Origin of the sequence: Secundilactobacillus folii, from assembly GCF_009720675.1 — a bacterium.
GTDB classification, from domain to species: Bacteria; Bacillota; Bacilli; order Lactobacillales; family Lactobacillaceae; genus Secundilactobacillus; species Secundilactobacillus folii.
This window is the reverse complement of the sequence record NZ_WNJO01000002.1, coordinates 22,081-43,942: the sequence shown is the minus strand read 5'-3', so window position 1 is coordinate 43,942 and position 21,862 is coordinate 22,081. Positions and strand designations below refer to the sequence as shown.

Here is a 21,862-nt window from a genome sequence, read left to right as displayed (position 1 = left end):
GGGGTGCCCTAATTTTTAAATATTTGATCATGTTCGGTATTCTGCTGTCAATCGGCGGTAATAGTCCAGTGACTGGGGATCTAGTCGGAGCAGCTGACTCAGGGCTTCATTGGGCATGGTTGGGTGCTGCAAAAGAAACTCCACCACCGCGCTTTGGTAGAGCCGGGTCGGTGTTAAAGAGAAACCGAGGATTTTCTCATCTGGTTTGAGGTATTTATGCAACCCCGCAGCTGTCAGGTGCGGGTCACCATCTAGCCGCTGCTTTAAAAAGAGGTCTCGACTGTGCTGACGTTCCTGCAAAGGCGTAATAAAGCGACGATATTCGGCCCAAAAGTGGCGTTCCTCTTTGGTCAGTGCTTGGGAATCAAATTGCTGGTAAAAACCAGGCTGAAGAAACTCCTTTACGGTGTAAAAATGTTCGGACATCAATAGGGTCAGCCGCGTGTAGATCGCCAATTGGTGATTTGCCAAGATTTCTGGCATTAGGTGCAGCCATTTAATTGTCGGCGGCTTTAAATCATCGTGAGATTTACCCTTCAATGTCAGGGTGGGGTAGTGCTGAATCAAATCGTGGGTGAACAGGTATTTAAAATAAATGTTGATGTGTGACAGCATCTTGTTATAAGTGCCGTTTGTCACCTGTCGCTGGTTGACAAGCATTGCCAGATATTGTTCAACGTCGCGGTCCATCAACGTGGCGACGCGATGGTCATTTTGGTAACCCTCGTTAAAGGTACTCAAAAAGTTGAATAGGTCGCTCAAAACGCTACGGTATTCGGCAATCGTTGCCTGAGCTAGTTCCTGATGATTGAGGTACTGCTCAAAAGTATCTTGATATGGATATGCATTCACAGCTGTCAAATCCGCGCCTCCTTTAGGGATCTTCAGAATTGATTATACCCTAAAAGAGGGTGTTTGACGGCATAATAATGGCGACAAATCCCTTTAGATTGGGAATCTATCGCCATTAATTCTGTATATGCATGTGGGGTTAAATCCTGAATGGAATCACTAATTATTGATTAGTTTCGACAAAGACAGCATTGGTTTTGTCCATATCAACGTCACGGACAGCCTTGTAACCGCTCATGTGTAACTTCGTCGCTTTGTTAGTTCCCTTAGTGGTGTCCTTGACCGTGACGGTTTGGGTCATCTGAATACCAGAGAGTTTGCCAGCTAACTTGATCACGGTCTGGTTTTTATTGTTCTTCGTAAAAGTGTACTTAACGGTGCCTTCTTTGTTCAAGGCTTTAGCATTTTTAGCTGCCGCGTATGATTTATAGAATTTATTAACGTTGTACATCGTTGCTTTATCAGAAGACTTATCAAAGGCGATAGCTTCGACACCAGAATTACTCTTGTGGTTGATTTTACCAGCAAGGTACCAGAACCCGTCGCCAGAAAGCACGGATGATTTGACGTCTGTGTGCTTAGTTGTAGTTGGCTCGTTTTTAAAGCTGGCAGACTCATCGGTTTTCTTTGACGATGGCTGGTTGCCACAGGCCGTTAAAAAGATCGCTAAAACCGCAACAAGACTCAGTAGCAATGCCCTTGTCCGGGTTGTTTTCATAATTGATCACCTCATAGTTTTGTGAATAGAGTATAGCAGGGCAAGTAGGTGCAACGCAAGGGGTGGGTCTGGAATCAAGCAAGCATGTCTGCCTGACGGCTTATGATGGCGGACTTTATCGGGGTAGGTAAATTAAAGTTAAATCTCTGAGCTTGATTAAGATGGCAAATTCGCAGTGGTAAATTCATTTTCGATCTCCATTTTTTCAAATTTTTTACTAAAAATTGGGAGACACGGAGTAAAAAATCGATAGTATAATATGGGCGTAAATGGGATGACAAATATCAGCAAGTACAAAGTCTGAAAATTCCAAACGGACACTGGGGGAATTCTGATATCTAGGAAGGGAAGGTTTTTTCATGAGTCATTGTATCGATTTAACTAATCAACGATTTGGCAGATTGGTGGTTCAAAACAGGGCGGACACGGTCGCTAGAAACGGTAATGTTTGCTGGAACTGTGTCTGTGATTGTGGGAATCACGTGGTCGTCGAAGGTTATGCTCTACGCAAGGGGATTACGCGAAGTTGCGGTTGCCTTCGGCGTGAGGTATCACGTCAAAATGCCAGAACCAACGAACGGTTTTTGAAGGCTCAAGGCGGTGCGCTGGTCAATGAAGACGGGGTCGGATACTCGTCAATTATTCGTTCAAAGCGCAATCATACAGGTGTCATTGGCGTTTCTTTTGATAAAAAATCAGAAACTTACATTGCCCGTCTCATGTATCATGGCCGCTATGTGCTAAACCGTGCGACACATTCATTCGATGAGGCCGTTGCCTTAAGGCAGCAGGCCGAAGAACGGTATTTTAAAAAGAATCAGGTCGAGTAGTTTTTAGTAAATGCAATTTTTCCGTTAACGATATTGCGTTGGCGATTGCACTTTGATGATTAATGAGGGCTGTACGAGGTCAGTAATCTGATCTGGGACAGCTCTTTTTGTACCTCGATGAAAAGTTTAGCAATAATTCTTAATTCTCCTAAAAAGTCAAGACTATATCGAACACACGTTTCCTGTTAGAATAAAAAGTATCTTTTTTAGGGAGTGGAGTAGATGCCAAGAAGACGCCGCCGTCAACCGGTTTTGACGTGGCTAGTGATTGCGATTGCTGTCCTCGTTGGGGTATCAACGACTGAAAATAACGAGCGCTCAAAACGGAGTCCAACTGATCAGTCGACTAGTCAAACAACCCTGCAAAATAGAGCTTCAGCTATTATTTCTTCCTTTCTTGGGAAGGGGAGGTCAACTGAAAACGAGACCATCACCAAAACTACCCAGTTGGCTCGTCTGAGTTACCATGGTCAGCAAGTGGTGATGGTTAATCATAATCATCCGGGGTTTAGTGAGGATGATTTGAGTACGGCCAAGGGTCCCTGGCAGCAGTATCATGATCTGGACCAGTATAATCGGGTTACGGGAGCCGATGCGTTACTTGGCAAATCACTGATGCCCCATGCGCAGCGTGAGCGTTTATATATTGATCCAACCGGTTGGCATAATAAGCGAATTCGGTATCATGGTGAATCGGATTGGTTGTATAATCGCTGCCACTTGATTGGATACCAGCTGACCGGTCAAAATAATAATCCCCAAAATTTGATGACAGGCACGCGGTCGCTTAATTCACCAGGTATGGAAGACTATGAAACTGAGATTGCAACTTATCTGAAAGCTCACCCGACTGACTATGTTCGTTATCGTGTCACACCGGTCTTTAGAAGTCAGGAACTGTTAGCAAGAGGGGTCCAAATGCAGGCTCAATCAGTTGGCAGCAGTGAGATTCGTTTCAACGTATATATTTTCAACGTTCAACCTGGTGTCAAAATCGATTACACATCTGGTCACTCTACGAGTATAAGTGCGACGCAGTAAATTTCAGAGTCCTTTTCTGTCATAATTTGACAGTTAAGTGGCTCTTTTTGCATTTCTAATAAAAAAGATTTAAAAATTTTTTAAGATTCTATTGAAGGTTGTGACAAAACTGACCTATTATAGATACATATTTCAAAATGTTTTGGGAGGAGAGCATATTTATGAAACGTTTGATTTTGGGAGTCGTGGGTCTGGTCACGAGCTTGACACTGGGGCTGTCAGTAGGGGTGACAGCTTCGGCGAAAGTCTACCACCAACGATCGTCAGCTTTGATTTGGCACCGATCACGGATGGTCAATGATTCCAAGGTGCACTACGTCAAGGTACCGAGAAGTTACGCTCACGTTAGGTCCAGCCGTGGGTTGAACCAAATAAAAGCTGTTTCGGGTAAAAAAGTGACGTTTAAGAGTAGGTTATTGTTACCAGAACCTGGTAAAAGCAATGAAGCTTGGGGTAATCCGCAATCCATTGCCCTATCTAAGAGTGGGTACATGTATATTGTGTACTGTCCCACCAAGTTGAAGAATCGCGGGCGAATCGTGCGATTTAATATGAAGCGACTGGAACAGTTAGGAGTCACCCAAAAACCAACTGAACTTCGACAAGCCTACGTTAAGCACCATGGTAAATATTCCCTGCTTCAAAGAAATATTCAACAGGCAATTAAAGCGGGTGGGTTGTTTGATACGGGTCATGGTCAGTCATTAGCTTATAATTTGAAGAATCATGGTTTATATATGTGGCGAGACAATGAACGCGCGCCACGGGTTCCGGTCTCATCGACGGGTTATATTCAACATATTAGTGCCAAAACCCTCCAACCGACTTGGGCAATCAGTTTCCACCTCAGGTCTCACGGAGCTTTGATTTATGGCGGCCACACACTCACCTTTGACAAGTACGGCAGTGCTTACTTCTGGGATAATCCAGGTGATGGTGCCAATATCTTTAAGGGTAAAATTTCCCCGCATCACGTCGTCTTCAGGCGCACTAACCAAATTCTTAGACGGATGCCTGGTACACGGCTTCAAAGTATGGGCTATAATCCGAAGCGAGCGCGTTTATACCTCGTTTCTGATGATTCGATCGCCAGTTTCCCCGCTAAACGGTTAAATGGTCATGGCTCTTTGTCAAACGGCTCCTTCGAATGGTCCGGTCTAACACCGAAGCGTGAAACGGAGGGCTTAGCCTATGATGCATCTGGTCATGGGTACCTATTGAGTAATCATCATCCTGAAGTTTTAGTTTCGACGACCGTTTATTAAAAAAACTTGAGCGTTGAGGCATGATTAACAGTGTTTCCTGGCTCGTAATTCAAGGACTGAATTAGATCAAACAAGGGCTGTCACGGACAAAACTTCCATGTTGAAGTTTTGTCCGTGACAGCCCTTGTGGTTCTTTAGCCGTGAAGCCTCCATTTTGTTTTAACGACGATTATTATACCGATAAATACCGTAGAGGATAATAGCCAGCAAAAAGCCGAAACCGACCACTGGATTTTCCCGGAATAACCAGTGGAAGATACGAAAGGTTCCAACGCCATGGATACCATAGAGAGCTGGGGCGAGTGAAGTAAACATTTGGGACTTCCTTTCTCAAAGTGAATGATGATGCGTGTGCTATAATTTCCTCAATGGTATCATACTCGGATCAAGAGGGAGAATTGTATGCAAATTACGATGACAATGATTGGTGAAGGTATCTATGTCATCAACGTTATTTTAGCAATTATTATTATCTTTAGGCAACGTCGAGATATCGTTGCCATCTGGGCCTGGTTACTGGTGTTATTTCTACTGCCCGTAGTTGGGTTTTTGATCTACGCCTTTTTAGGACGGCAGTTGCCTAAAGATAAATTATTTAAAGTTAAAAGTGACGTTCAGCTTCAACTGGATGAACTGCTGACTGAGCAACGAAAAGCCATTGGGAATGAAGACCTGCCCGCGGACTTGGTTTCTAATTCCGTCAAATCAATGGTGACAATGTTTCAAAATGCAAATCACGCGTTTCTAGCTCGAAAAAATCGGGTTAAGATTTTGGCGGATGGCCAGCAGCTCTTCCACGAAATGATTGAGGATATGGAGCGAGCACAAAGTAGTATTCACGTTGAATTTTACACCTTTTATGACGATCAGATCGGCAATCAGATTCGCAACTTACTGGTACGAAAGGCCCGTTCCGGAGTCGAGGTTCGGGTAATTTATGACCCCTTTGGCTCCTTGGGAACGTACCGCTCTTTTTTCAAGCCCCTACTACAAGCTGGTGGGTACGCTGAACCGTTTCTGGCGCGCTCGGCCTTTACCGATTTTCGTTTGAACTTTCGTGACCACCGTAAGATTGTCGTGGTCGATGGCAAAATTGGTTACGTTGGCGGTTTTAACATCGGTGATCAGTACCTAGGACGGCATAAAAAGTTTGGCTACTGGCGTGATACCCATTTACGAATTACCGGCTCAGCCGTTTTCGGTCTTCAGGGTCGCTTTATTTTAGACTGGAACGCCACCGCTTCAAATGGGTTACTACCCTCCGACCATATTGAACAGCGGTATTTTCCACTGACACGTGTGAAGGGCGATACGAATATGCAGATCGTTAGCAGTGGCCCTGATTCGGAAATGCAGCAGATCAAAATGGGCTATATCCGTTTGATTCAGACGGCTAAACGGCGTGTCTGGATACAGTCCCCGTATCTGATCCCTGATGATAGCGTGATGGATGCATTGCGAATTGCAGCCATGGCCGGAGTTGACGTTCGAATTATGATTCCGCACATGCCGGATCACCCGTTCGTTTACCGGGCGACTCAGTATTATGCCCATGAATTAGCTAAAGTTGGGGTTAAAATCTACTATTATGAACGTGGCTTTATGCATTCAAAGACGATGGTGGTTGATGATCGGCTATCCTCTGTCGGGTCGGCAAATCTGGATTACCGCAGTTTCAAACTGAATTTTGAAGTCAACGCCTTTATCTATGATGAAAAAATCACGACACAGTTGGCTAAATTATTTGAAGAAGATCAGCGGCTGAGTCGGTTGATAACGGCCAAAATGTTTGATGAGCAATCGTTATATCTGCGCTTTAAGCAAAGTTTTTGCCGGCTACTGTCGCCGATTTTGTGAGTGGTGGCTAGATGATTGGAGTTAAATTGAAGATGGTGTTGTAAAAGCCTATGAGATCAAGGCTTTTAAGCCGATATAATTTCTTGAAAATCCGCGGGTAAAAACAGTTCATTTTGCTTGAAATCGGTTACATTTTCAGGTATTATAATGTTGGAAGGTTAGATAAGACCAATTAGATTTATGAGTAGTATCGTTGCTGTGAAGCAACAACAGTTCGATGCTTAGTGATGCTAGACCAATCGAATTGTGAGTAGAAACAAATGGGTAATAGGCTGTTTCCTTGTTGGGCTGCTAGAAGTAGAATTGAGGCGTCGAATAACAGGAGATAGAATCGGTGTTCGGCGGGTAACCTCGAGCCGACGAGAGTACGAACCCCAGTGGTTAAGATCCAAGATTTACAAGAAATTGGTCGATAACCTTCTACAGGTACGAAGGGTCGCGAGAGTTGCGACCGGTTTAGATACGGAGAACCGCTTCCTGATAACGATATCGGGAGCGGTTCTTTTTTGGCTCTTCGTCAAATATCCTAAAGTAGAAGTGTCAAAATTACGACGGTCATTTTGATACTTCTTTTTGTATACGACGAATTTATAATCTAAGTGCAACACTAATTGAACAAAAGAAAGCCCATGACGGGTACAATGTTTAACGACCAAGAAAAACATAAAGGAGTACTCGTCATGAGCTATCATCATCTTACACTAGATGAGCGCGAAAGTATTCTTGTTTTGCACTCACGCCATCTCACAATTCGTAATATTACCTTACGGTTGAAACGAAGTCCTAGTACGATTTCACGCGAATTACGGCGACTTTCAGTAATAGGATAGGTATCACTTGAAAGTCGGGCGACATTACTAGGGTATGAGATTTGATAAGTTTACGTGAGCTTAAATTTCGTACAGTAAAGGACGGTGGTACAGTAGTGACTAGAGGTTTAGCCGGTCCTGCGACGAACTGTAGTGAGGAATGCTTTTGAACCACTGGTTTTAGGTTCTTTTTATTCAACTTCTATTTACTAATTTCCTGTATTTAGTGCAACTAATGGTTGTCAAAACAGTAGGTAAGCACTCCGATTCTCCCCAGAGTAACTACTTACGTATAATCTAGTGTTGTTAACAGCAACTCACTAATACGTATTAGTCATCAAACTTTAGGGAGAGTTTTTCTTATGAAATCTTTTGTTAAATATTCATCATTAGCTTTTGCTACTGCACTACTAGGTACTGGTATTATTGAATCAGGCGTAAGTGTACAAAAAGCTCATGCTGCTACAACACCTGATACAACTCAAGCAGCTACTAAAAATACAGAATCTACAGCTATGCGAAGTGATCTGCGGGCAGCACCATATTTAGTAACAGAGGATCAGGCTTGGAATTTAATTTCAGCTAAGTTAGAATCAGCAACAGAGACACAAAAATAACAGATTCAACAAAAAATTAAAGCTTCTATGAACGTAGAAAAAGATGGCAATGATACTATTGCAATAGTTTCAGACATTTCCATTCAAAGAGCCTATATGTCCGTATTGGATCCCTCTGCTTTAATCGTAAGCGCTCGGTCAGCAGGTAAAACCAGAATAGTTTGGCATGGGGCAGCTAAAAAAGGTAATGTTGATATTTATTTAAGTGCCAAGTGGCTAAATTGGCTAAAAAATCTACCAGCAAATACTGCTGTATCAGTAGCGATGTATGCTTTACTGACTCTTACTGGTGGCGGAGCTGGCGGTGATGCCGCCGGCGTACTTAATTATGCATTGGGCAAGGTTGTAAAATTAGCTCTCGATGAAAATATTAAGCATTTTAAAACAGGGCGCGTTTTCAAATTTCGGGGCTGGAAATATAAAGGGATTAGTCACCAATAATCTAGGAGTTGATCATGATTAATTTGAAGTCAATAAAAGAAACGTTTGCCACACAGTTTACCCATAAGTCATATCGTTTCATGCAAATAATAGCTGGGACTGCACTAGCTTTAGCCATTGTGTTAAACTTCTTCAGACCAACTCATAATTTTGCGATGGGACTAATCTCGTTTTCTTATTTTATGTGTGTTGACCTGCTTATCTATCGTCTTTGCAAAACTAACCTAAATCTAATTCTATGTCTTATTTTAGGTATGCTACTTCCTATTTTTTATTTTTACCCATAGTGATAGTATTAGCCTTTGCTGCTGGCTATTAATTAACGGCCAGTTACAATTTTCATGCACTGGGACGACTTTTCGCTGGCAGTAGCAAGGAGAGTATTTGCTAATGACAAATAGACACAAGAGCTATCTAATTTAACTTTCCTTGCGCCATGTTGTTACTATTTTTATAGTGCAGTATGTTCTAACGAAAATCTTTATTGAGTAAGTAAAAGGCACTTCTCATAGCAAAGTGCCTTTTTCTTTATTTGTGTGATGGTTTTGTCATTTTTTAAAGTATCCAAAGAATTGTTCACTAAGGATAAAACCAATAATCAAGCATGCACTTCCGGCTACTTTAAATGGCCAGGTAGTTGAATTGATTAAAATAATCAGTCCTGTAATTGCTTAATGAAATAAGTTAGCTAACATTCTATAAGTTACGCGGTAATTCCAATTGAAAAAAGGAACGAATTGATTACTTTTTAGGATGTAAACTACATGTAAACCCCTGTAAATTAAGCATTCCTTATGCGTACAAAAAAAAGAACGTAACCTCGATTTCAGGAGGTTACGTTCATGAAAAAATCACTTATTACAGGTTTAATTGTCGTATGTTCATTTGCATTCTCAACAGTCGCTCAAGCTGCAACCTACCATGTTGCCCAGAGCAAACTCCCATCGTGGCGGTTCAGCTGTAATGTCGTCATTAAAGGCGATAAGATCACTGCTGTAAAGAAGTTATCAATAAAGCCGATTATCGGGTCTATCTCCAGTCCTGCAGTTAAAATATCCGGAGGGGACGCTCATATCAGATTCGCTAAACACATTAAAACACTCGCATATAACCAAAGCATCAAGATTAGCGTATCAAAGTCTAAAGTCTATGTGACAACTAATTAACGCGATAGACGTGCGTATCTGTCGGCGATAGCCAGTTATCAAACGCATAAACACCTGTACCAACAAGACTAACAAGTACAACTATGACGCTTGTCAAGTATATCGTCTTATAAAGACTGTTGTATCGGCTGTTGCGCCACATTACATAGAACGGTACAAAAACTCCAATCGGTGGCACAATCGCTGAGACCAGCGCTAATATCATTAGAAATAGGCCTTCATCGCGATTCTGGAACAACTCCTTATTAACCTTCTTTAGCCGTTTGCGCTTATCCGTAAATTCAGCCTCATTCGCACCTATTTTCTCTCTCATCTCGTCATTATCTTTTAATAGGCTATCAATTGATACTTCATATAATGAACTTAGATAGACAAGGTTATCTATATCCGGATAGCCCCTGTCGTTTTCCCACTTTGAGAAAGATTGTCGCGATACGTGCATGATTGTAGACGCATCATTTTGAGATAGACCCGAGTGTACTCTAGCCCTCCGCAGTCGTGTCCCCAGTGTTTCTTGCATAATTTATCCTCCAGATTACCTAACTTAATATCATAAACTTCTACGATAATAACATACTTTTAACATTGATAGATAAACGGATTCATATCGTTAAGCGCATACGCCGTTGTTCACGCTACTTGACAACCTACTTTTAATTATGCCGTGAGTATTTGTTTGACTTATTGATGCAACCAGGTAGTTACCTGGTGACTACTCTTCATCAAGAAAAGTTGATAGTTCTTAATGAGAGTACTTAGACCTTAATTGGTCTAGGTACTCTTTTTTGGTTTACAGTGGCTTTTTTAACCGGCTTGAACCAGCCCCTTTCTAGGAAAATACGATTGATAAAGTTTAACCAGTTTCTATAGCCATAAGCCATATTCTTAATCTTTTTGATTTGACTATTAATACCTTCTAGGAAGCCGTTAGAGTACTCCATTCGCAGGGCGTTGAGAACCTGAGACTGATATTTCTTCAAAGATTTGATGGCTTGATCCATGCGATTTCCCTGGGGATGATAAGCATTCAGTGTCGCTTGAAGTGTGCTTACATCACGTTCTCTAACAGCAGTCAGAATGGCTTGATAAGTTTCATACGTCCTGCAAAAGCGTGGATCAAGATCGAGACATTTAGCGATGAGGGTCGATTACTATATAATCGACCCTTTTGTTTGTCTGTCGCTCATAGTAGTTGTCCGCCATAATTTTGAGTAGAGACATCGTTTTTCATCATAAAGTTCTTCTATTTCAAATTAGTTATGCTATCATCGTATGATATTAGAGTATTTACTGATACGGAGGCAAAATAATGCAAGAGTCTTTAGGAACGCGTTTACGGAGTGCCAGAATAAACTCTGGGTTGTCACAAAACGACGCTGCAACAATTATGCACATATCTCGCCAATCATTTTCTAAGTGGGAAAATGATCGCGGTTATCCAGATATCGATAATTTAGTTTATTTGAGTCAATTATATGAAGTATCTATCGATAACTTACTTAAGGATAATGACGAAATGAAGGAAAAAATCAGTGTAAATGAAGCTGCGATTAAGGATAAGCGCGGAAAATTAAAAAAGGTCAACAAAACACTATTTCAAAATAGTGATGAAGGTTTATTTTTGATAATTCTAGCCCTTGTTTCGGCAATTATCCCACCTATCGGTATTGTGATGCCGCTTTATGTTATGTGGCGAAACAGTAAATATAACAGTCTGTATAAAACGATTTACTTGATAAGTATCGTTATTATTATGGTTAGTATTCTTGGAACGAGTATTTATGTCTCTGATAACTGGTTATCTCCTACAGAAACCCATGTTTACCGCACTAATTAGTAGTTACATAAACTTTTGAACCTGTAACACTAATTTTTACATTACTATGATAGCTAAGTGCTTGGATATGTCGCGTGAATCTAATATGAGCATCACCACTGGTAATGGTAACGGATTTGTTGGTAATACTACCAAGTGTCGGTTTTAAGGATAGGTTCTTGACTGTAGTTATCTTATTTCCCTTGGTAACTATATTGCAGCCCATGCTCCAAGAACCAAACTTATTGTGACTTACATGATAGGTAGCTGCGTGAGCTGTTATAGAAATAAGTAGTGTTACTGTAATAACGAGACTAGTGACAAATATTTTTTTCATAATGTAACCTCCTGAAATCGAGGTTACAGTCTTACATAGTCATCCATAAGGAACGCCTTTGTTACAGAGGGTTACATAGTGTTTACATAAAAGGACCCCTTAATTGTCTAATAATTAAGGGGCTCTTTAAATTTTTCGGCTTTTTAGTGCTCATGAAAAGCCCTTACTAATTTATAGATTACGTAAAAGAAACTGATTTCACAAATAGCGTTTGAAGGTATCCAAATTATATTCTCTACCCAAGACAAGCCAGGTGCGATTTGAAGCGACCATATGATTACTACTACACTTCCTAGAATCTCCCAACTTATTGGTAATCTCGTTTTAAAATCATCTACTAGTAATTGCTTGATATGATTGATTTTAAAAAGATCATTAAACGCTATTAAGTTTAAAATTATAAAAAGTACAGATAGTATGGCTTTTAATGTGAAATTGGCACTTAAGAAAACAGTTGCACATACTGCGAATACTATACTGATTATAAATATAAGAACTTTTTTTATTGATATGACCATGACTTATAGTTCCCACCTCTGAAGTAAAAAATACGTCCCTTTTTGAATGGTGCTTGTACCCCAGTAAAGATGTGCCCTAAAGCGTTTTTTAAAGCAAATCTAATGAGACTTCCTGTAAGCCCACCAATCGCACCTAAAGGTAGCAAACAAATTTGGGCTAAAATATTAAAACCTTGTTGTTTCGCCATATTAAGCGAATTAGCACTAAGATAGATATCGACATTACCCTTTGTAGCATTACCATGCCATTTGATTTTGTTTACCCCTCCCTTGCTACGATTACTTACGATTAGGGTAGTCGGTGAAATCACTTTCATGGCAACACGTTCCATAGACAGATCATCTATACTTACAGTTGTTGTTGAACCATCTACTTCTTCCTGTGCACTTGCCTTGATATTTTCCTGAATAGCCTGAATCTGTTGCGAACTTGCAGTTTGTAAAAAGTTACTAATAGTACTTGCCGCTTGATCTTCCGTGACAAGACTTGGTGTCTTACTTGACTGCTTAGATGCAGTGTCCTGTGCCTGTGATTCTATAGTTGCTGCATGTGCCTGGCTTACTGTAACTGTTGATTCAGCAACTCCGGTACTTAATAAGGCTATCGCAAAAGCTAGTGAAGAGTACTTGATAATTGATTGCATACTTTTAATCTCCCAAATTAATGTATTGCTAATACATATTAGTTGTTTGTTGTCGACAACATCAATAATGTATAAGAAATCACCTTAATTGTGGAGAATCTAAATGTTTACAATTGCTCTTGTCAGTAAATGGTTGCCACTACATACACTTATAATTTACTTATTACGCGTGCCCAGAACCCTGGCTTCTGTTCTGATTGACTAGGAATAACAGTCGAATTGTCTGCATCACTGTCCTGTTCATGTCTTCTAATATCTAAATGGAATAGAAAAAAGGGTTGGCAGGCAAGTTGCCTTGCACATAGCCCCTTGCCTTGTGGAGCACGTTTCGGCAATGTAGAAGACCCCCACTACTAACGACTAATGTTTCACGCTAGTCACGTGGTGTCACTTTGACAGTGGCAGAAATTACTTTATCAGTCACCATTGGTGGTAAATAAGGGCTATCACCATACTTGGTGTTGTAGGCTTGATTAATGTCTGCAGTTAGTGCAGCATCGCCAGCCACTGGCGTAAAGGTCACTTCGTAGTCCTGTGCGTTTAAGTGAATTCGGCCGGCTTTTTCACTCTTAGCTGCTTGATACCAGCGGGAGTTGGTGCCGTTGTAGGCTCTGATGTAAAGATTGCCGTCTGCAACGACAGACCAGATCCAAGTTGGTGTGCCGTAAGTCTTGCCATCTTCGCGAAAAGGTGAAACGTGAAAATCGTCGGCCTCGGCGAAACCATTTAATTGTTCTTTCGTCCATTCTGTCATATAAATACCTCCGTAATTGTAATTATTTCTGGCTGCTGAACTAGTTGGGTCAATCAAACCGACTAACTGCCAGCTAACTTATTCGGCGAATTATATCTTAAAACAGAATTTTTAAACATGCTAATACTTGTTATTCCTTAAGCTATGCCTGAGAGGCAATGGAGTAGATAAAACGTATTTGAAACGTCGACTGAATTGACAATTTCCTGGATTCAATCTATTATGGGAATAAATAATCATATAAGGATGGAATAAAATAATGTTAACTGATAAATTCTATGATGTGCTCAAGTATGAGGGTGTCGTTTCAGTCGTCACGTGGACGCCGGCAGAGCCGCACATTACCAATACGTGGAATTCTTACTTAACAGTTACTGATGACGAACGAATTTTAATTCCGGCTGCTGGCTATACACATGCAGAGAAGGATCTCGCCCAAAATGATCAAGTACTTGTGACAATGGGAGCCCGTGAGGTTGAAGGTTTCGACGGTTACCAGGGTACTGGATTCAGATTAACTGGGACTGCCAAGTTGATTGAAAGCGGAACTGAATTTGACGAAATTAAGGCTAAATATCCTTTCTTACGTAAGGTTTTGGAAATTAAGCCAACGTCGATCAAGCAACTACTTTAAGCCAAACAAAACTTCTGTTACGTATCGAATGTGGCAGAAGTTTTTTAAACTATGTTGCTGGGTAATAACTTAAAGAACCACCTGCAGTAAATTTTTTTAAGCTTATAAACACCGATATTAAAGGATTTTGGGGAAAATTCAAAAAATTTTTGAACAAATAACTATGCGACCGCATAGATATGTGCTATGATATATCTCGTGGTTAAGTAACCGTCTCAGTTAATGAGTCGAAGGAACTTAATGACAGGATAAAATGCAAGGCAGATTAACTACTACGAAATTTTGGCAGTCAATTTCCAGTAGGTAAGAAGTTATTTTTAGGCTCAGAAGCTGACAGAATGGGTTTTAGAAGAGTCTAAAAATATTTTTTTACAAATAACTATGCGACCGCATATAAATGTGTTATGATGTTTGCGGTTGTTCAGGAGAATTTAGATTAGTAAATGCAAGGAGGAACAATGATGAAATTAATCACAGTAGAAGAACATTACGACACTGATGCCAACATCAAACAGTTCAATCAGTATTCGGAAGTTAAAAATAATAATCCCCGTCAGGATCAGTTGAAACCTGACTTAGTAGATTTCAGTAATAAGATTGCTTATATGGATAAAAATGGGATTGACATGCAGGTCATTTCCGATGCTGGTAACTCCCCACAAGTACTGCCTGACAAGTACGCGGTAGATGGGGCGCACGCTCAAAACGAAACGTTGGCTGAAAATATTAGTCGTTATCCGGATCGTTTTGCCGGATTGGCAACCCTTCCTGCTAATGTACCGGACAAAGCCGCTCAGGAACTGGAATACGCCGTGACTAAGTTAGGTATGAAAGGCGGCATCATCAGCGGGAGTGTTGGCGGTCAATTCCTTGACGATCCCAAGTTCGAACCGATCTTTGCCATGGCCGATAAGCTTGGCACTACCCTTTATTTACATCCTGGGGTGATCACCAACGACCAAAAAGCGATGTTATATGACAGTAAAGCTTATTCGGCACTTGGTTCAACCATGATGGCTGGTGCAATGTGGGGCTGGCACATGGAACAGGGGATTCAAATGATGCGTCTGATCACTGCTGGTGTATTTGAAAAGTACCCTCACTTCAAGATTGCTTCCGGTCACTGGGGTGAATTCATTCCAATGTTTCTGGAACGGATCGATGGATTCAGCCCAATCATTACGGATCTACCACTGAAATTTTCGGACTATTACAAGCGTCAGGTTTATCTGTCACCTTCTGGCATGTTCACCGCGCCGCAGATGCAATTGGTCTTGACGGAAATGGGTGCGGAACACGTGATGTGGTCAGAGGATTTCCCATACGTTCAAGATGGTAGTTTGACTCGTGAATTCCTGGAACAGGCTGATATCACTGATAATCAGCGTGAGGCCATTGCTCACGGAACTGCTGAGAAGCTATTTAATCTTTAATTAGGTTTCAAACCACTGTGCAGTGATGCAGCAACAGTGGATGATAATTAAGCATCAACCTGCCGCAGACTGTACGGCAACATATTTTACAGTCAAATTAAACTAAAATTTTGAAAATACAGAGGAGTTTTAAATGATGAAAATTGCAATTATCGGCGCTACTGGTCAAGTTGGTCAAGGTGCTACACGTGAAGCTGTTAGTCGCGGACATGAAGTTTCTGCTATCGTTCGCCATGGTCAAAAAGCTAAGGAGTTGTTTGGCGACACCGTTTCCGTTGTTGAGCGAGATGCAATGAGCTTGACACGGGCTGATTTAGCCAAGTATGATGTCATTGTTGATGCGTTTGCTTCTGACAAAGCTTATCAACACTTAGACCTTGCCACTCACTTGGTAGACTTTTTCCGCGAAGATGATAGCACCCGTTTGGTATTTGTCATTGGCGCTTCTATTCTGAAGACTGACAATGGGGAAACCATGTTAGCAGCAACCCTGGCTCAGTATGCAAATGAACCTTGGATCGCTGCGCCAATTCAACAGGATCACGAGTATCAATACCTACAGTGGATCGAAAACGTCAACTGGACGATCATTACACCATCCACAGACTTTGCCGAGGGCGCCAAGGGTGCTTATAAAGTTGGTGGTGACCACGTGATTACTAGTGCCGCTGGTAAGACTGAAGTGACTTTTGATACCTTTGCAGCAGCGATGATCGATGAGATCGAGCAGCCAAAGCACGTGCGTCAACAATTTTCCGTTGTTAACGCTTAGGTAATGAAGGTGAGGGCATGGTGCCAGATAGAAATGATAATACAATGACAAAACAACTGCACGTTGCTTCTAATATTGCAACACGGACACTTGAGAAACGTTTAAAGCCATTTGGTGTCAATGGCAGCCAATTCTTTTTCATTTTAAAGTTGCACGATGATCCGGGAATTACTCAGGATCAACTGGTGCGGTCTGACACTTTGCACCAATCGAATGTTAACCGCGAGATCGCGCGGTTAGCTAGCATGGGTTTAGTTGATAAGCGGCAATCTAAAACTGACGGTCGTAAGTATGAACTACGATTGACGGCTGATGGTGAGGCGATGTATCCCAAAATCAAAGCCGCCTTGGATGCCCAGGAAGAAGCCCTTTCTGCCTGTATCGCAGCGGCACCGGTTCAAGTCAGCCGTGAGGATTTTATGGCAGTGTTACGGCAAATTAAGTTAATGGGATAACTAAATGCTGAAGAGTTAAATATTTAATAAAGCCTAATACGATAGGATTTGCGTCCTGTCGTATTAGGCTTTTTGTAATTAATCTGAGGTTTTTAATGACTTTGATTTTTCCTAAAGAGCGACTCATAAGGGGCGAAAATCCAGGTTAAGTCATAAGTTTCCAACGAGGTAACTTATTAATTATGCAGTTTGACCACTTAGAAAGCGATTGACGGGATACACGACTTTGCGTATAGTGAGGAAGTTACGAGGCGTGGAACGGATGTATAGGAGGACACTCATGGCATTTTTAGAGCTTCACGATATTCATAAATCTTACTATCTTGGCAAGGAAGAATTTCCGGTTTTAAAAGGCATCGATCTCGATTTTGAACGCGGTGAACTAGTGTCGATCCTAGGTGAGTCGGGTGGTGGTAAGTCCACCTTGATGAATATCATCGGGGGTCTAGATCGCAAATTTACTGGTTCAGTGGTCATCAACGGGAAAACGTTGGACCATTCTAAAGAAAAAGAGATGGATAATTATCGTCGGGGGATGATCGGTTATATTTATCAATCCTATAACTTGATCAGTCACCTGAACATTGTTGATAATGTGCTGGTATCACTGGATATGACAAAGTTAAATGGTGCGCAACGCAAGCAGCGAGCCATTGATTTGCTGAAGAAGGTCGGGTTGGGCGATCAGTTAAAAAAGCATCCTAATCAGCTTTCCGGGGGACAAAAGCAACGGGTAGCGATTGCTAGAGCGTTAGCGAGTGACCCCCAAATTATCATTGCCGATGAACCAACGGGAGCTTTAGATTCGGTTAACACCGCAGAGGTTTTGGACCTCTTGAGTGATATTGCTAAGGATGGCAAACTGGTCATTGCTGTAACTCATTCCCAAGATGTTGCTAGCCACGGTACACGAATTGTTCATCTGGTTGATGGTAAGATCAACGGTGATGAGCGGATCAAGGCAGCCTATCCGTTGCCTGAAAACCCGGAAACCTTGCCACCACGAGTCCTCTCAGCAACGGCGAGCTACCGAAATGCATTTAAACACTTTTCCTTTAACTTCTGGCGCAATCTGATCATTATGATCGGGACTGCTATTGGGCTGTTTGCGGTCCTCTTGTTCAGTGGTCTGGGTAACGGGGTCAATGCGTTTATTCAAAATCAAATTAATTCGATGGTTAATCCAACTTCCATTACCGTGATGAAAAACCCAACCAAAAAGAAAATTAGTATGACCCAGATGGAATCCGAGATGAGTAACATGGTGAGTGACCCCGCCAAAATGATGATCGATCCGGCTTTGATTTCTAAGCTGAATAACCTGAAGGGTGTGGATAAGGTCGAACCGGGCTATCAATTCTCAGCCTATCAGCTTTCCTATAATCAGAAGACTAAGACCGACTCTGGACTGCAAACTTGGACCGATGCTAATACGAGTAATGCCGTTAAGAACGGCCATGCACCGAAAAATAATCAAATTGTGCTTAGCAAGACTCAGGCTGTCACCTTGATTGGCTCAAATAATTATAAATCACTGATTGGCAAACAGATTCGGCTGAGCTTCAACTGGATCGACAATCAAAACCGACCCGTTCAAGTTTCTAAGAAATTGACGGTGTCTGGGTTAAGTGCTGGTGGTCAAACGAGTTCCGTAGTTGGGACAAATTACAGCACGATGAAGCGGATGCTGACTGCCGCAAAGGCGTCAACAAAACCAAGTTTCGTTTCAGTAAAAGCTTCAAGTACCAAACAAGTTAACAAAGTGGCTAGTGCAATTCGAAACGTTAAGGATAGTCAGGGTCACTATGCCTTTGGGGCGATTACCGTTGGCGATATTTTGAAGACGGTCAACCAGTATGTTTCAATCGCCACAACCTTACTGTCAGCGATTGCTGCTATTTCGTTAGTGGTCTCCGCATTGATGATCATTGTGACGATGTACATGTCCGTTTCCGAGCGAACCAAAGAAATTGGGATTTTACGTGCATTGGGTGAGCGGCGGAAGGATATTCGCAGACTGTTTACTGCAGAATCGTTGTTTATCGGCTTCTTCTCGGCCATTATTGCACTTGTTTTAGCGTATGGCGGGTCAATTTGGCTCAATCATGCTTTGTATCATATTGCGAAGTTCAATATGGTGCAGATCACACCAGGAAATATTTTGATGACTTTCATTTTAGCAATCGTGATCTCGTTCATTGCGGCCTTGTTACCCGCAAGACGAGCCTCGCGATTGAACCCAATCGATGCGTTATCAGCAGATTAGTGTCATAAGAAGATTATAAAGTCCGTTCAGAATTGCCTTGAAAGCCGTTCTGAACGGATTTTTCGTTCAGTTTAGAAATTTTGAATGGCATATTAAAATTCGAGATCGTGCAACCACCAAAAAGGCGATTTCCTGAACTTAGGAAATCGCCCTCTTTATAGGATACTCTAAAATTAGACGTGTCTTTACACACACGCCTATTAGTTAAATAGCTTGTTCAAGTTAAGTTTGAGATTCATCACACCGAGGATAATCGCACCAATGGTCAGTGAAATGAATTCACCAACGGCAATTGTGCCCCAGTTGATCCAAAAGGTTGGCCAGAAAGCCGCACTTCCCAACCATGCCAGTTCCAGCGCAATCGTACACATTGAAAAGGTGACGATCAAAACGCCAGCGACCAATTTCAAGTAGAAATTTTTGATGTGTTTGGCTACGTAGTAAAGCACGAGCATCGTCACAAAGGTTGATAGGCTGCCCCAGATGATATCAACGATGCCGTAAGGTGATGCCAAGTTTGAAATTGCGACACCCAGCGGAACAGCAATCACGTAACGTTTATTATAGATAGCCAATAGATTCAGCATTTCTGCCAACCGGACTTGGATCGGACCAAAACTAAAGGCTGCCAAGACTATCGTAATCACGACATAGAGTGCAGCAATGACAGCAACGCGGGCGATATCGTAGACCGAGTTGATGCCGAAGTGAGTTGTCTTAGAATTCATAAGAAATTCTTCCTCCGTTTTGAAATATTAAATTAAGTGCTGTGAAAGTCACAACAGTGATATAGGTTACATGATTTGGCTGGGAAATACAAGTTAGTTCGTCGTATTAAAGCGCCGTTTTAACTTGGTCTCACCATATTGAAAGACTTCTTCAGGGTCGAGGCCATACTTACTACAAAGGATGAGCGTTTGATCGAAGACGTCGCAAAGCTCTTCTTTAAGATGAGTTTGAAGCTCTTCACTGGTGGCTTGATGCTCACCAGGATGGTCACGCCCCAGTTCAATGGTACGCACGACCTGCGAGAGTTCTCCCATTTCCTCAGTTAAAAAATTCATGCGGATCAGTGGACTAAACCGGTACCAGTTACGGCTTTTGTAGAAGTTTTTGACCCATTCTTGATGTTCTTGAATCGTCAAATTTATTACCTCATTTCCCAGGAAATAATAGGGCGGTGAATTCCAAATTATCGGAGATCACCGCCCTATTTGAACCATTCAATTGTATCACATTAGCAGATATTAAACTTCCTTATCGCCAGTAATGTAGCGGTATTCCTGTGTCTTACCGCCATAACCCCAACTGTCCGAAGCAACGTCGTGTAAAACAATATAACTGGTTTTACTAATATTAGAAAACAGTTTTGACATGCCATCAAAGGCCGCCTGCACAAAGGCCGACTTATCAGTACGTGAATTGGTCGATGCTGTAATCTTAATCTCAATAAAAAAGCTGGTCGCGTGATTTTGGCTGACCGGCTGTCCACCGATAAACCAATTATCTGGATCAGTAAAACGGACATCAACTGCGGCATCGCTTGCTGATTTACCTAGTTTGGTGACTGCCAGATCGGTTAACATCTTGGCTACTTGCGTTGTGGTGACCCGTTTTTGGTCTGAACTTGCGATCCGGACTCTTAAATATGGCATATGAATTCCTCCTTGGTTATAGCTGAACCTTATTTACAATTGTGAGTATAACGGCTGACTTGAGTGGTGCATATTACCAATTTGTGATAGGGTTATCGTAATTTACGATAGGGGTAAAAAACATGCAGTTACAAGATCTTCAAATTTACACCAAACTCTATGAACAACATTCCATTAACCGGGTGGCGAGACTGATGGGTTTCGCGCAATCAAATGTTACAGCTCGGCTGAGGGCGTTAGAAAACGAGTTTAATGTACGGTTGTTTAACCGAAGTTATCAGGGAATTGCGCCGACCAGCAATGGCCAAGTATTTTACAAATACGCGATTTCAGTTTTGAAGGCAACGGAACAAGTGAGAGAAAAAATGTTCCAGAATCAAAGCAGCCCTAAAAGACGGGTGGTGATGTCAACATTACTGTTCAACCTGCTCGTCACGCAACAGGGTAAATTTTCGCTGGCAGAAAACACCTTTGATCTGCTTAGCTCAACGGCCATTCTTCAACTAACAGACGAAACTGTGGATCTAGTAGTGACTTATGCTAATTTTCAGAATCCTGCTTTTCAGCAAGTTTCCAGTCATAATCTCACCGCCTTATTTCTAGGCTGTCAGCAACATGAGGAAAACGAGGCACCATTCCTAGTGAATTCTGACAAGCATTGTCCATTCCGTGCCAGAACATTGCGCTATTTGCATCAGGATATGGCAGCGGTTCAAGAAATCGATTCTTGGGATAGTATTATTGGTTTAGTCAAAGCCGGGAAGGGGATCGCCTTGCTGCCTGATTACCTAATGGCTAGGGAAGATCTCGTTCAGATCAAACAACTACCTCAATTTAAAGTGCCATATTCAACGTTTGTGCGGACGGCGTAAACTACGGGAAATTAAATGGATTTCACTAGATTATCCGCATTTTCCAGTGGTGGCTCTCACGTCATCACTGCGTTAATTATTTTGATGTGACGTTCAAAAGTAGATCGTTT

25 protein-coding genes and 1 pseudogene are annotated in these 21,862 nt (G+C 41.8%); 15 read left to right on the top strand and 11 right to left on the bottom strand.

Features of this window, described 5'->3' with window-relative positions; all coding sequences use genetic code 11:
- Window positions 1-27: 27 nt before the first annotated feature.
- Together GM612_RS01890 and GM612_RS01885 are read right to left on the bottom strand one after the other, a co-directional pair.
- Window positions 28-852, bottom strand: a complete 825-nt coding sequence (locus GM612_RS01890; protein ID WP_343031774.1) for a phage integrase N-terminal SAM-like domain-containing protein — start codon at window positions 850-852, stop codon at window positions 28-30.
- A gap of 163 nt (window positions 853-1,015) precedes the next feature.
- Window positions 1,016-1,570 carry a hypothetical protein gene (locus tag GM612_RS01885; RefSeq protein WP_155430697.1) on the bottom strand — a complete coding sequence of 185 codons (555 nt, stop codon included), beginning with the start codon at window positions 1,568-1,570 and terminating at the stop codon, window positions 1,016-1,018.
- A 359-nt stretch (window positions 1,571-1,929) separates the two neighbouring features.
- Here GM612_RS01885 and GM612_RS01880 point away from each other — a divergent pair, with 359 nt between their 5' ends.
- The 3 genes from GM612_RS01880 to GM612_RS01870 all read left to right on the top strand — a co-directional run bounded on the left by GM612_RS01880 (window position 1,930) and on the right by GM612_RS01870 (window position 4,706).
- Entirely contained in the window at window positions 1,930-2,400 is a 471-nt protein-coding gene (locus tag GM612_RS01880; RefSeq protein WP_155430696.1) for an AP2 domain-containing protein, read from the top strand.
- Window positions 2,401-2,622: 222 nt separating this feature from the next.
- Window positions 2,623-3,441 (top strand): DNA/RNA non-specific endonuclease, encoded by an 819-nt coding sequence (locus tag GM612_RS01875; RefSeq protein WP_155430695.1) that lies wholly within the window; start codon window positions 2,623-2,625, stop codon window positions 3,439-3,441.
- A gap of 161 nt (window positions 3,442-3,602) precedes the next feature.
- Window positions 3,603-4,706 carry a hypothetical protein gene (locus GM612_RS01870; protein WP_246147488.1) on the top strand — a complete coding sequence of 368 codons (1,104 nt, stop codon included), beginning with the start codon at window positions 3,603-3,605 and terminating at the stop codon, window positions 4,704-4,706.
- Between the two features lie 159 nt (window positions 4,707-4,865).
- Here GM612_RS01870 and GM612_RS12215 read toward each other — a convergent pair whose 3' ends face one another.
- Window positions 4,866-5,021, bottom strand: coding sequence for a hypothetical protein (locus GM612_RS12215; RefSeq protein WP_173021192.1), 156 nt, complete (start codon window positions 5,019-5,021; stop codon window positions 4,866-4,868).
- An 87-nt stretch (window positions 5,022-5,108) separates the two neighbouring features.
- On the opposite strand from GM612_RS12215, the gene cls reads away from it, so the two are divergent.
- The 5 genes and pseudogenes from cls to GM612_RS01845 all read left to right on the top strand — a co-directional run bounded on the left by cls (window position 5,109) and on the right by GM612_RS01845 (window position 9,596).
- A complete protein-coding gene (gene cls / locus GM612_RS01865; protein WP_155430694.1) occupies window positions 5,109-6,563 on the top strand; it encodes a cardiolipin synthase in 1,455 nt (484 codons plus the stop codon).
- A 680-nt stretch (window positions 6,564-7,243) separates the two neighbouring features.
- Window positions 7,244-7,381, top strand: a pseudogene (locus tag GM612_RS12645) (helix-turn-helix domain-containing protein); the annotation flags it as partial.
- Window positions 7,382-7,734: 353 nt separating this feature from the next.
- The gene (locus GM612_RS01855) at window positions 7,735-7,989 is read left to right on the top strand and encodes a hypothetical protein (protein WP_155430692.1); all 255 of its coding nucleotides are present in this window, start codon (window positions 7,735-7,737) and stop codon (window positions 7,987-7,989) included.
- 27 nt (window positions 7,990-8,016) lie between these two features.
- Entirely contained in the window at window positions 8,017-8,430 is a 414-nt protein-coding gene (locus GM612_RS01850) for a hypothetical protein (RefSeq protein ID WP_155430691.1), read from the top strand.
- A gap of 842 nt (window positions 8,431-9,272) precedes the next feature.
- The gene (locus tag GM612_RS01845) at window positions 9,273-9,596 is read left to right on the top strand and encodes a DUF5626 family protein (RefSeq protein WP_155430690.1); all 324 of its coding nucleotides are present in this window, start codon (window positions 9,273-9,275) and stop codon (window positions 9,594-9,596) included.
- On the opposite strand, the gene GM612_RS01840 is transcribed toward GM612_RS01845, so the two are convergent.
- Window positions 9,589-10,116, bottom strand: a complete 528-nt coding sequence (locus GM612_RS01840; protein WP_155430689.1) for a helix-turn-helix domain-containing protein — start codon at window positions 10,114-10,116, stop codon at window positions 9,589-9,591. The genes GM612_RS01845 and GM612_RS01840 overlap by 8 nt on opposite strands.
- A gap of 235 nt (window positions 10,117-10,351) precedes the next feature.
- A complete protein-coding gene (locus GM612_RS01835) occupies window positions 10,352-10,735 on the bottom strand; it encodes a transposase (protein WP_343031773.1) in 384 nt (127 codons plus the stop codon).
- 170 nt (window positions 10,736-10,905) lie between these two features.
- Here GM612_RS01835 and GM612_RS01830 point away from each other — a divergent pair, with 170 nt between their 5' ends.
- On the top strand, window positions 10,906-11,433 hold the full coding sequence (locus GM612_RS01830) for a helix-turn-helix domain-containing protein (protein ID WP_155430688.1): 528 nt from the start codon (window positions 10,906-10,908) through the stop codon (window positions 11,431-11,433).
- Here the strand turns inward: GM612_RS01830 and GM612_RS01825 are convergent.
- The 3 genes from GM612_RS01825 to GM612_RS01815 all read right to left on the bottom strand — a co-directional run bounded on the left by GM612_RS01825 (window position 11,426) and on the right by GM612_RS01815 (window position 13,665).
- On the bottom strand, window positions 11,426-11,749 hold the full coding sequence (locus GM612_RS01825) for a DUF5626 family protein (RefSeq protein ID WP_155430687.1): 324 nt from the start codon (window positions 11,747-11,749) through the stop codon (window positions 11,426-11,428). The two genes, GM612_RS01830 and GM612_RS01825, sit on opposite strands and share 8 nt — an antisense overlap.
- 502 nt (window positions 11,750-12,251) lie before the next feature.
- Entirely contained in the window at window positions 12,252-12,911 is a 660-nt protein-coding gene (locus tag GM612_RS01820; protein WP_155430686.1) for a hypothetical protein, read from the bottom strand.
- A gap of 373 nt (window positions 12,912-13,284) precedes the next feature.
- Window positions 13,285-13,665, bottom strand: coding sequence for a DUF2255 family protein (locus GM612_RS01815; RefSeq protein WP_155430685.1), 381 nt, complete (start codon window positions 13,663-13,665; stop codon window positions 13,285-13,287).
- A gap of 259 nt (window positions 13,666-13,924) precedes the next feature.
- On the opposite strand from GM612_RS01815, the gene GM612_RS01810 reads away from it, so the two are divergent.
- The 5 genes from GM612_RS01810 (at window position 13,925) to GM612_RS01790 (ending at window position 19,225) form a co-directional block, all read left to right on the top strand.
- Window positions 13,925-14,299 (top strand): pyridoxamine 5'-phosphate oxidase family protein, encoded by a 375-nt coding sequence (locus GM612_RS01810; RefSeq protein WP_155430684.1) that lies wholly within the window; start codon window positions 13,925-13,927, stop codon window positions 14,297-14,299.
- A 461-nt stretch (window positions 14,300-14,760) separates the two neighbouring features.
- Entirely contained in the window at window positions 14,761-15,732 is a 972-nt protein-coding gene (locus tag GM612_RS01805; RefSeq protein WP_173021190.1) for an amidohydrolase family protein, read from the top strand.
- Between the two features lie 136 nt (window positions 15,733-15,868).
- Complete coding sequence (locus GM612_RS01800; RefSeq protein ID WP_155430682.1) at window positions 15,869-16,504, top strand: NAD(P)-dependent oxidoreductase; 636 nt, start codon at window positions 15,869-15,871, stop codon at window positions 16,502-16,504.
- A gap of 17 nt (window positions 16,505-16,521) precedes the next feature.
- Window positions 16,522-16,959, top strand: coding sequence for a MarR family winged helix-turn-helix transcriptional regulator (locus GM612_RS01795; protein WP_155430681.1), 438 nt, complete (start codon window positions 16,522-16,524; stop codon window positions 16,957-16,959).
- 280 nt (window positions 16,960-17,239) lie between these two features.
- A complete protein-coding gene (locus tag GM612_RS01790; RefSeq protein WP_155430680.1) occupies window positions 17,240-19,225 on the top strand; it encodes an ABC transporter ATP-binding protein/permease in 1,986 nt (661 codons plus the stop codon).
- A gap of 200 nt (window positions 19,226-19,425) precedes the next feature.
- On the opposite strand, the gene GM612_RS01785 is transcribed toward GM612_RS01790, so the two are convergent.
- The 3 genes from GM612_RS01785 to GM612_RS01775 all read right to left on the bottom strand — a co-directional run bounded on the left by GM612_RS01785 (window position 19,426) and on the right by GM612_RS01775 (window position 20,880).
- Entirely contained in the window at window positions 19,426-19,953 is a 528-nt protein-coding gene (locus GM612_RS01785; RefSeq protein ID WP_155430679.1) for a QueT transporter family protein, read from the bottom strand.
- Window positions 19,954-20,046: 93 nt separating this feature from the next.
- Complete coding sequence (locus GM612_RS01780) at window positions 20,047-20,370, bottom strand: MazG nucleotide pyrophosphohydrolase domain-containing protein (RefSeq protein ID WP_155430678.1); 324 nt, start codon at window positions 20,368-20,370, stop codon at window positions 20,047-20,049.
- A gap of 102 nt (window positions 20,371-20,472) precedes the next feature.
- Complete coding sequence (locus GM612_RS01775) at window positions 20,473-20,880, bottom strand: tautomerase family protein (protein ID WP_155430677.1); 408 nt, start codon at window positions 20,878-20,880, stop codon at window positions 20,473-20,475.
- Between the two features lie 122 nt (window positions 20,881-21,002).
- Here GM612_RS01775 and GM612_RS01770 point away from each other — a divergent pair, with 122 nt between their 5' ends.
- Window positions 21,003-21,752 (top strand): LysR family transcriptional regulator, encoded by a 750-nt coding sequence (locus tag GM612_RS01770; RefSeq protein WP_155430676.1) that lies wholly within the window; start codon window positions 21,003-21,005, stop codon window positions 21,750-21,752.
- Window positions 21,753-21,862: the final 110 nt, after the last annotated feature.

What these genes read in the sequence shown, in the direction of transcription:
- GM612_RS01885 (WP_155430697.1), bottom strand. Translation starts at nt 1,570, where the DNA reads ATGAAAACAACCCGGACAAGGGCATTGCTACTGAGTCTTGTTGCGGTT.
- GM612_RS01880 (WP_155430696.1), top strand. Translation starts at nt 1,930, where the DNA reads ATGAGTCATTGTATCGATTTAACTAATCAACGATTTGGCAGATTGGTG.
- GM612_RS01875 (WP_155430695.1), top strand. Translation starts at nt 2,623, where the DNA reads ATGCCAAGAAGACGCCGCCGTCAACCGGTTTTGACGTGGCTAGTGATT.
- GM612_RS01870 (WP_246147488.1), top strand. Translation starts at nt 3,603, where the DNA reads ATGAAACGTTTGATTTTGGGAGTCGTGGGTCTGGTCACGAGCTTGACA.
- GM612_RS12215 (WP_173021192.1), bottom strand. Translation starts at nt 5,021, where the DNA reads ATGTTTACTTCACTCGCCCCAGCTCTCTATGGTATCCATGGCGTTGGA.
- cls (WP_155430694.1), top strand. Translation starts at nt 5,109, where the DNA reads ATGCAAATTACGATGACAATGATTGGTGAAGGTATCTATGTCATCAAC.
- GM612_RS01855 (WP_155430692.1), top strand. Translation starts at nt 7,735, where the DNA reads ATGAAATCTTTTGTTAAATATTCATCATTAGCTTTTGCTACTGCACTA.
- GM612_RS01850 (WP_155430691.1), top strand. Translation starts at nt 8,017, where the DNA reads ATGAACGTAGAAAAAGATGGCAATGATACTATTGCAATAGTTTCAGAC.
- GM612_RS01845 (WP_155430690.1), top strand. Translation starts at nt 9,273, where the DNA reads ATGAAAAAATCACTTATTACAGGTTTAATTGTCGTATGTTCATTTGCA.
- GM612_RS01840 (WP_155430689.1), bottom strand. Translation starts at nt 10,116, where the DNA reads ATGCAAGAAACACTGGGGACACGACTGCGGAGGGCTAGAGTACACTCG.
- GM612_RS01830 (WP_155430688.1), top strand. Translation starts at nt 10,906, where the DNA reads ATGCAAGAGTCTTTAGGAACGCGTTTACGGAGTGCCAGAATAAACTCT.
- GM612_RS01825 (WP_155430687.1), bottom strand. Translation starts at nt 11,749, where the DNA reads ATGAAAAAAATATTTGTCACTAGTCTCGTTATTACAGTAACACTACTT.
- GM612_RS01820 (WP_155430686.1), bottom strand. Translation starts at nt 12,911, where the DNA reads ATGCAATCAATTATCAAGTACTCTTCACTAGCTTTTGCGATAGCCTTA.
- GM612_RS01815 (WP_155430685.1), bottom strand. Translation starts at nt 13,665, where the DNA reads ATGACAGAATGGACGAAAGAACAATTAAATGGTTTCGCCGAGGCCGAC.
- GM612_RS01810 (WP_155430684.1), top strand. Translation starts at nt 13,925, where the DNA reads ATGTTAACTGATAAATTCTATGATGTGCTCAAGTATGAGGGTGTCGTT.
- GM612_RS01805 (WP_173021190.1), top strand. Translation starts at nt 14,761, where the DNA reads ATGAAATTAATCACAGTAGAAGAACATTACGACACTGATGCCAACATC.
- GM612_RS01800 (WP_155430682.1), top strand. Translation starts at nt 15,869, where the DNA reads ATGAAAATTGCAATTATCGGCGCTACTGGTCAAGTTGGTCAAGGTGCT.
- GM612_RS01795 (WP_155430681.1), top strand. Translation starts at nt 16,522, where the DNA reads ATGGTGCCAGATAGAAATGATAATACAATGACAAAACAACTGCACGTT.
- GM612_RS01790 (WP_155430680.1), top strand. Translation starts at nt 17,240, where the DNA reads ATGGCATTTTTAGAGCTTCACGATATTCATAAATCTTACTATCTTGGC.
- GM612_RS01785 (WP_155430679.1), bottom strand. Translation starts at nt 19,953, where the DNA reads ATGAATTCTAAGACAACTCACTTCGGCATCAACTCGGTCTACGATATC.
- GM612_RS01775 (WP_155430677.1), bottom strand. Translation starts at nt 20,880, where the DNA reads ATGCCATATTTAAGAGTCCGGATCGCAAGTTCAGACCAAAAACGGGTC.
- GM612_RS01770 (WP_155430676.1), top strand. Translation starts at nt 21,003, where the DNA reads ATGCAGTTACAAGATCTTCAAATTTACACCAAACTCTATGAACAACAT.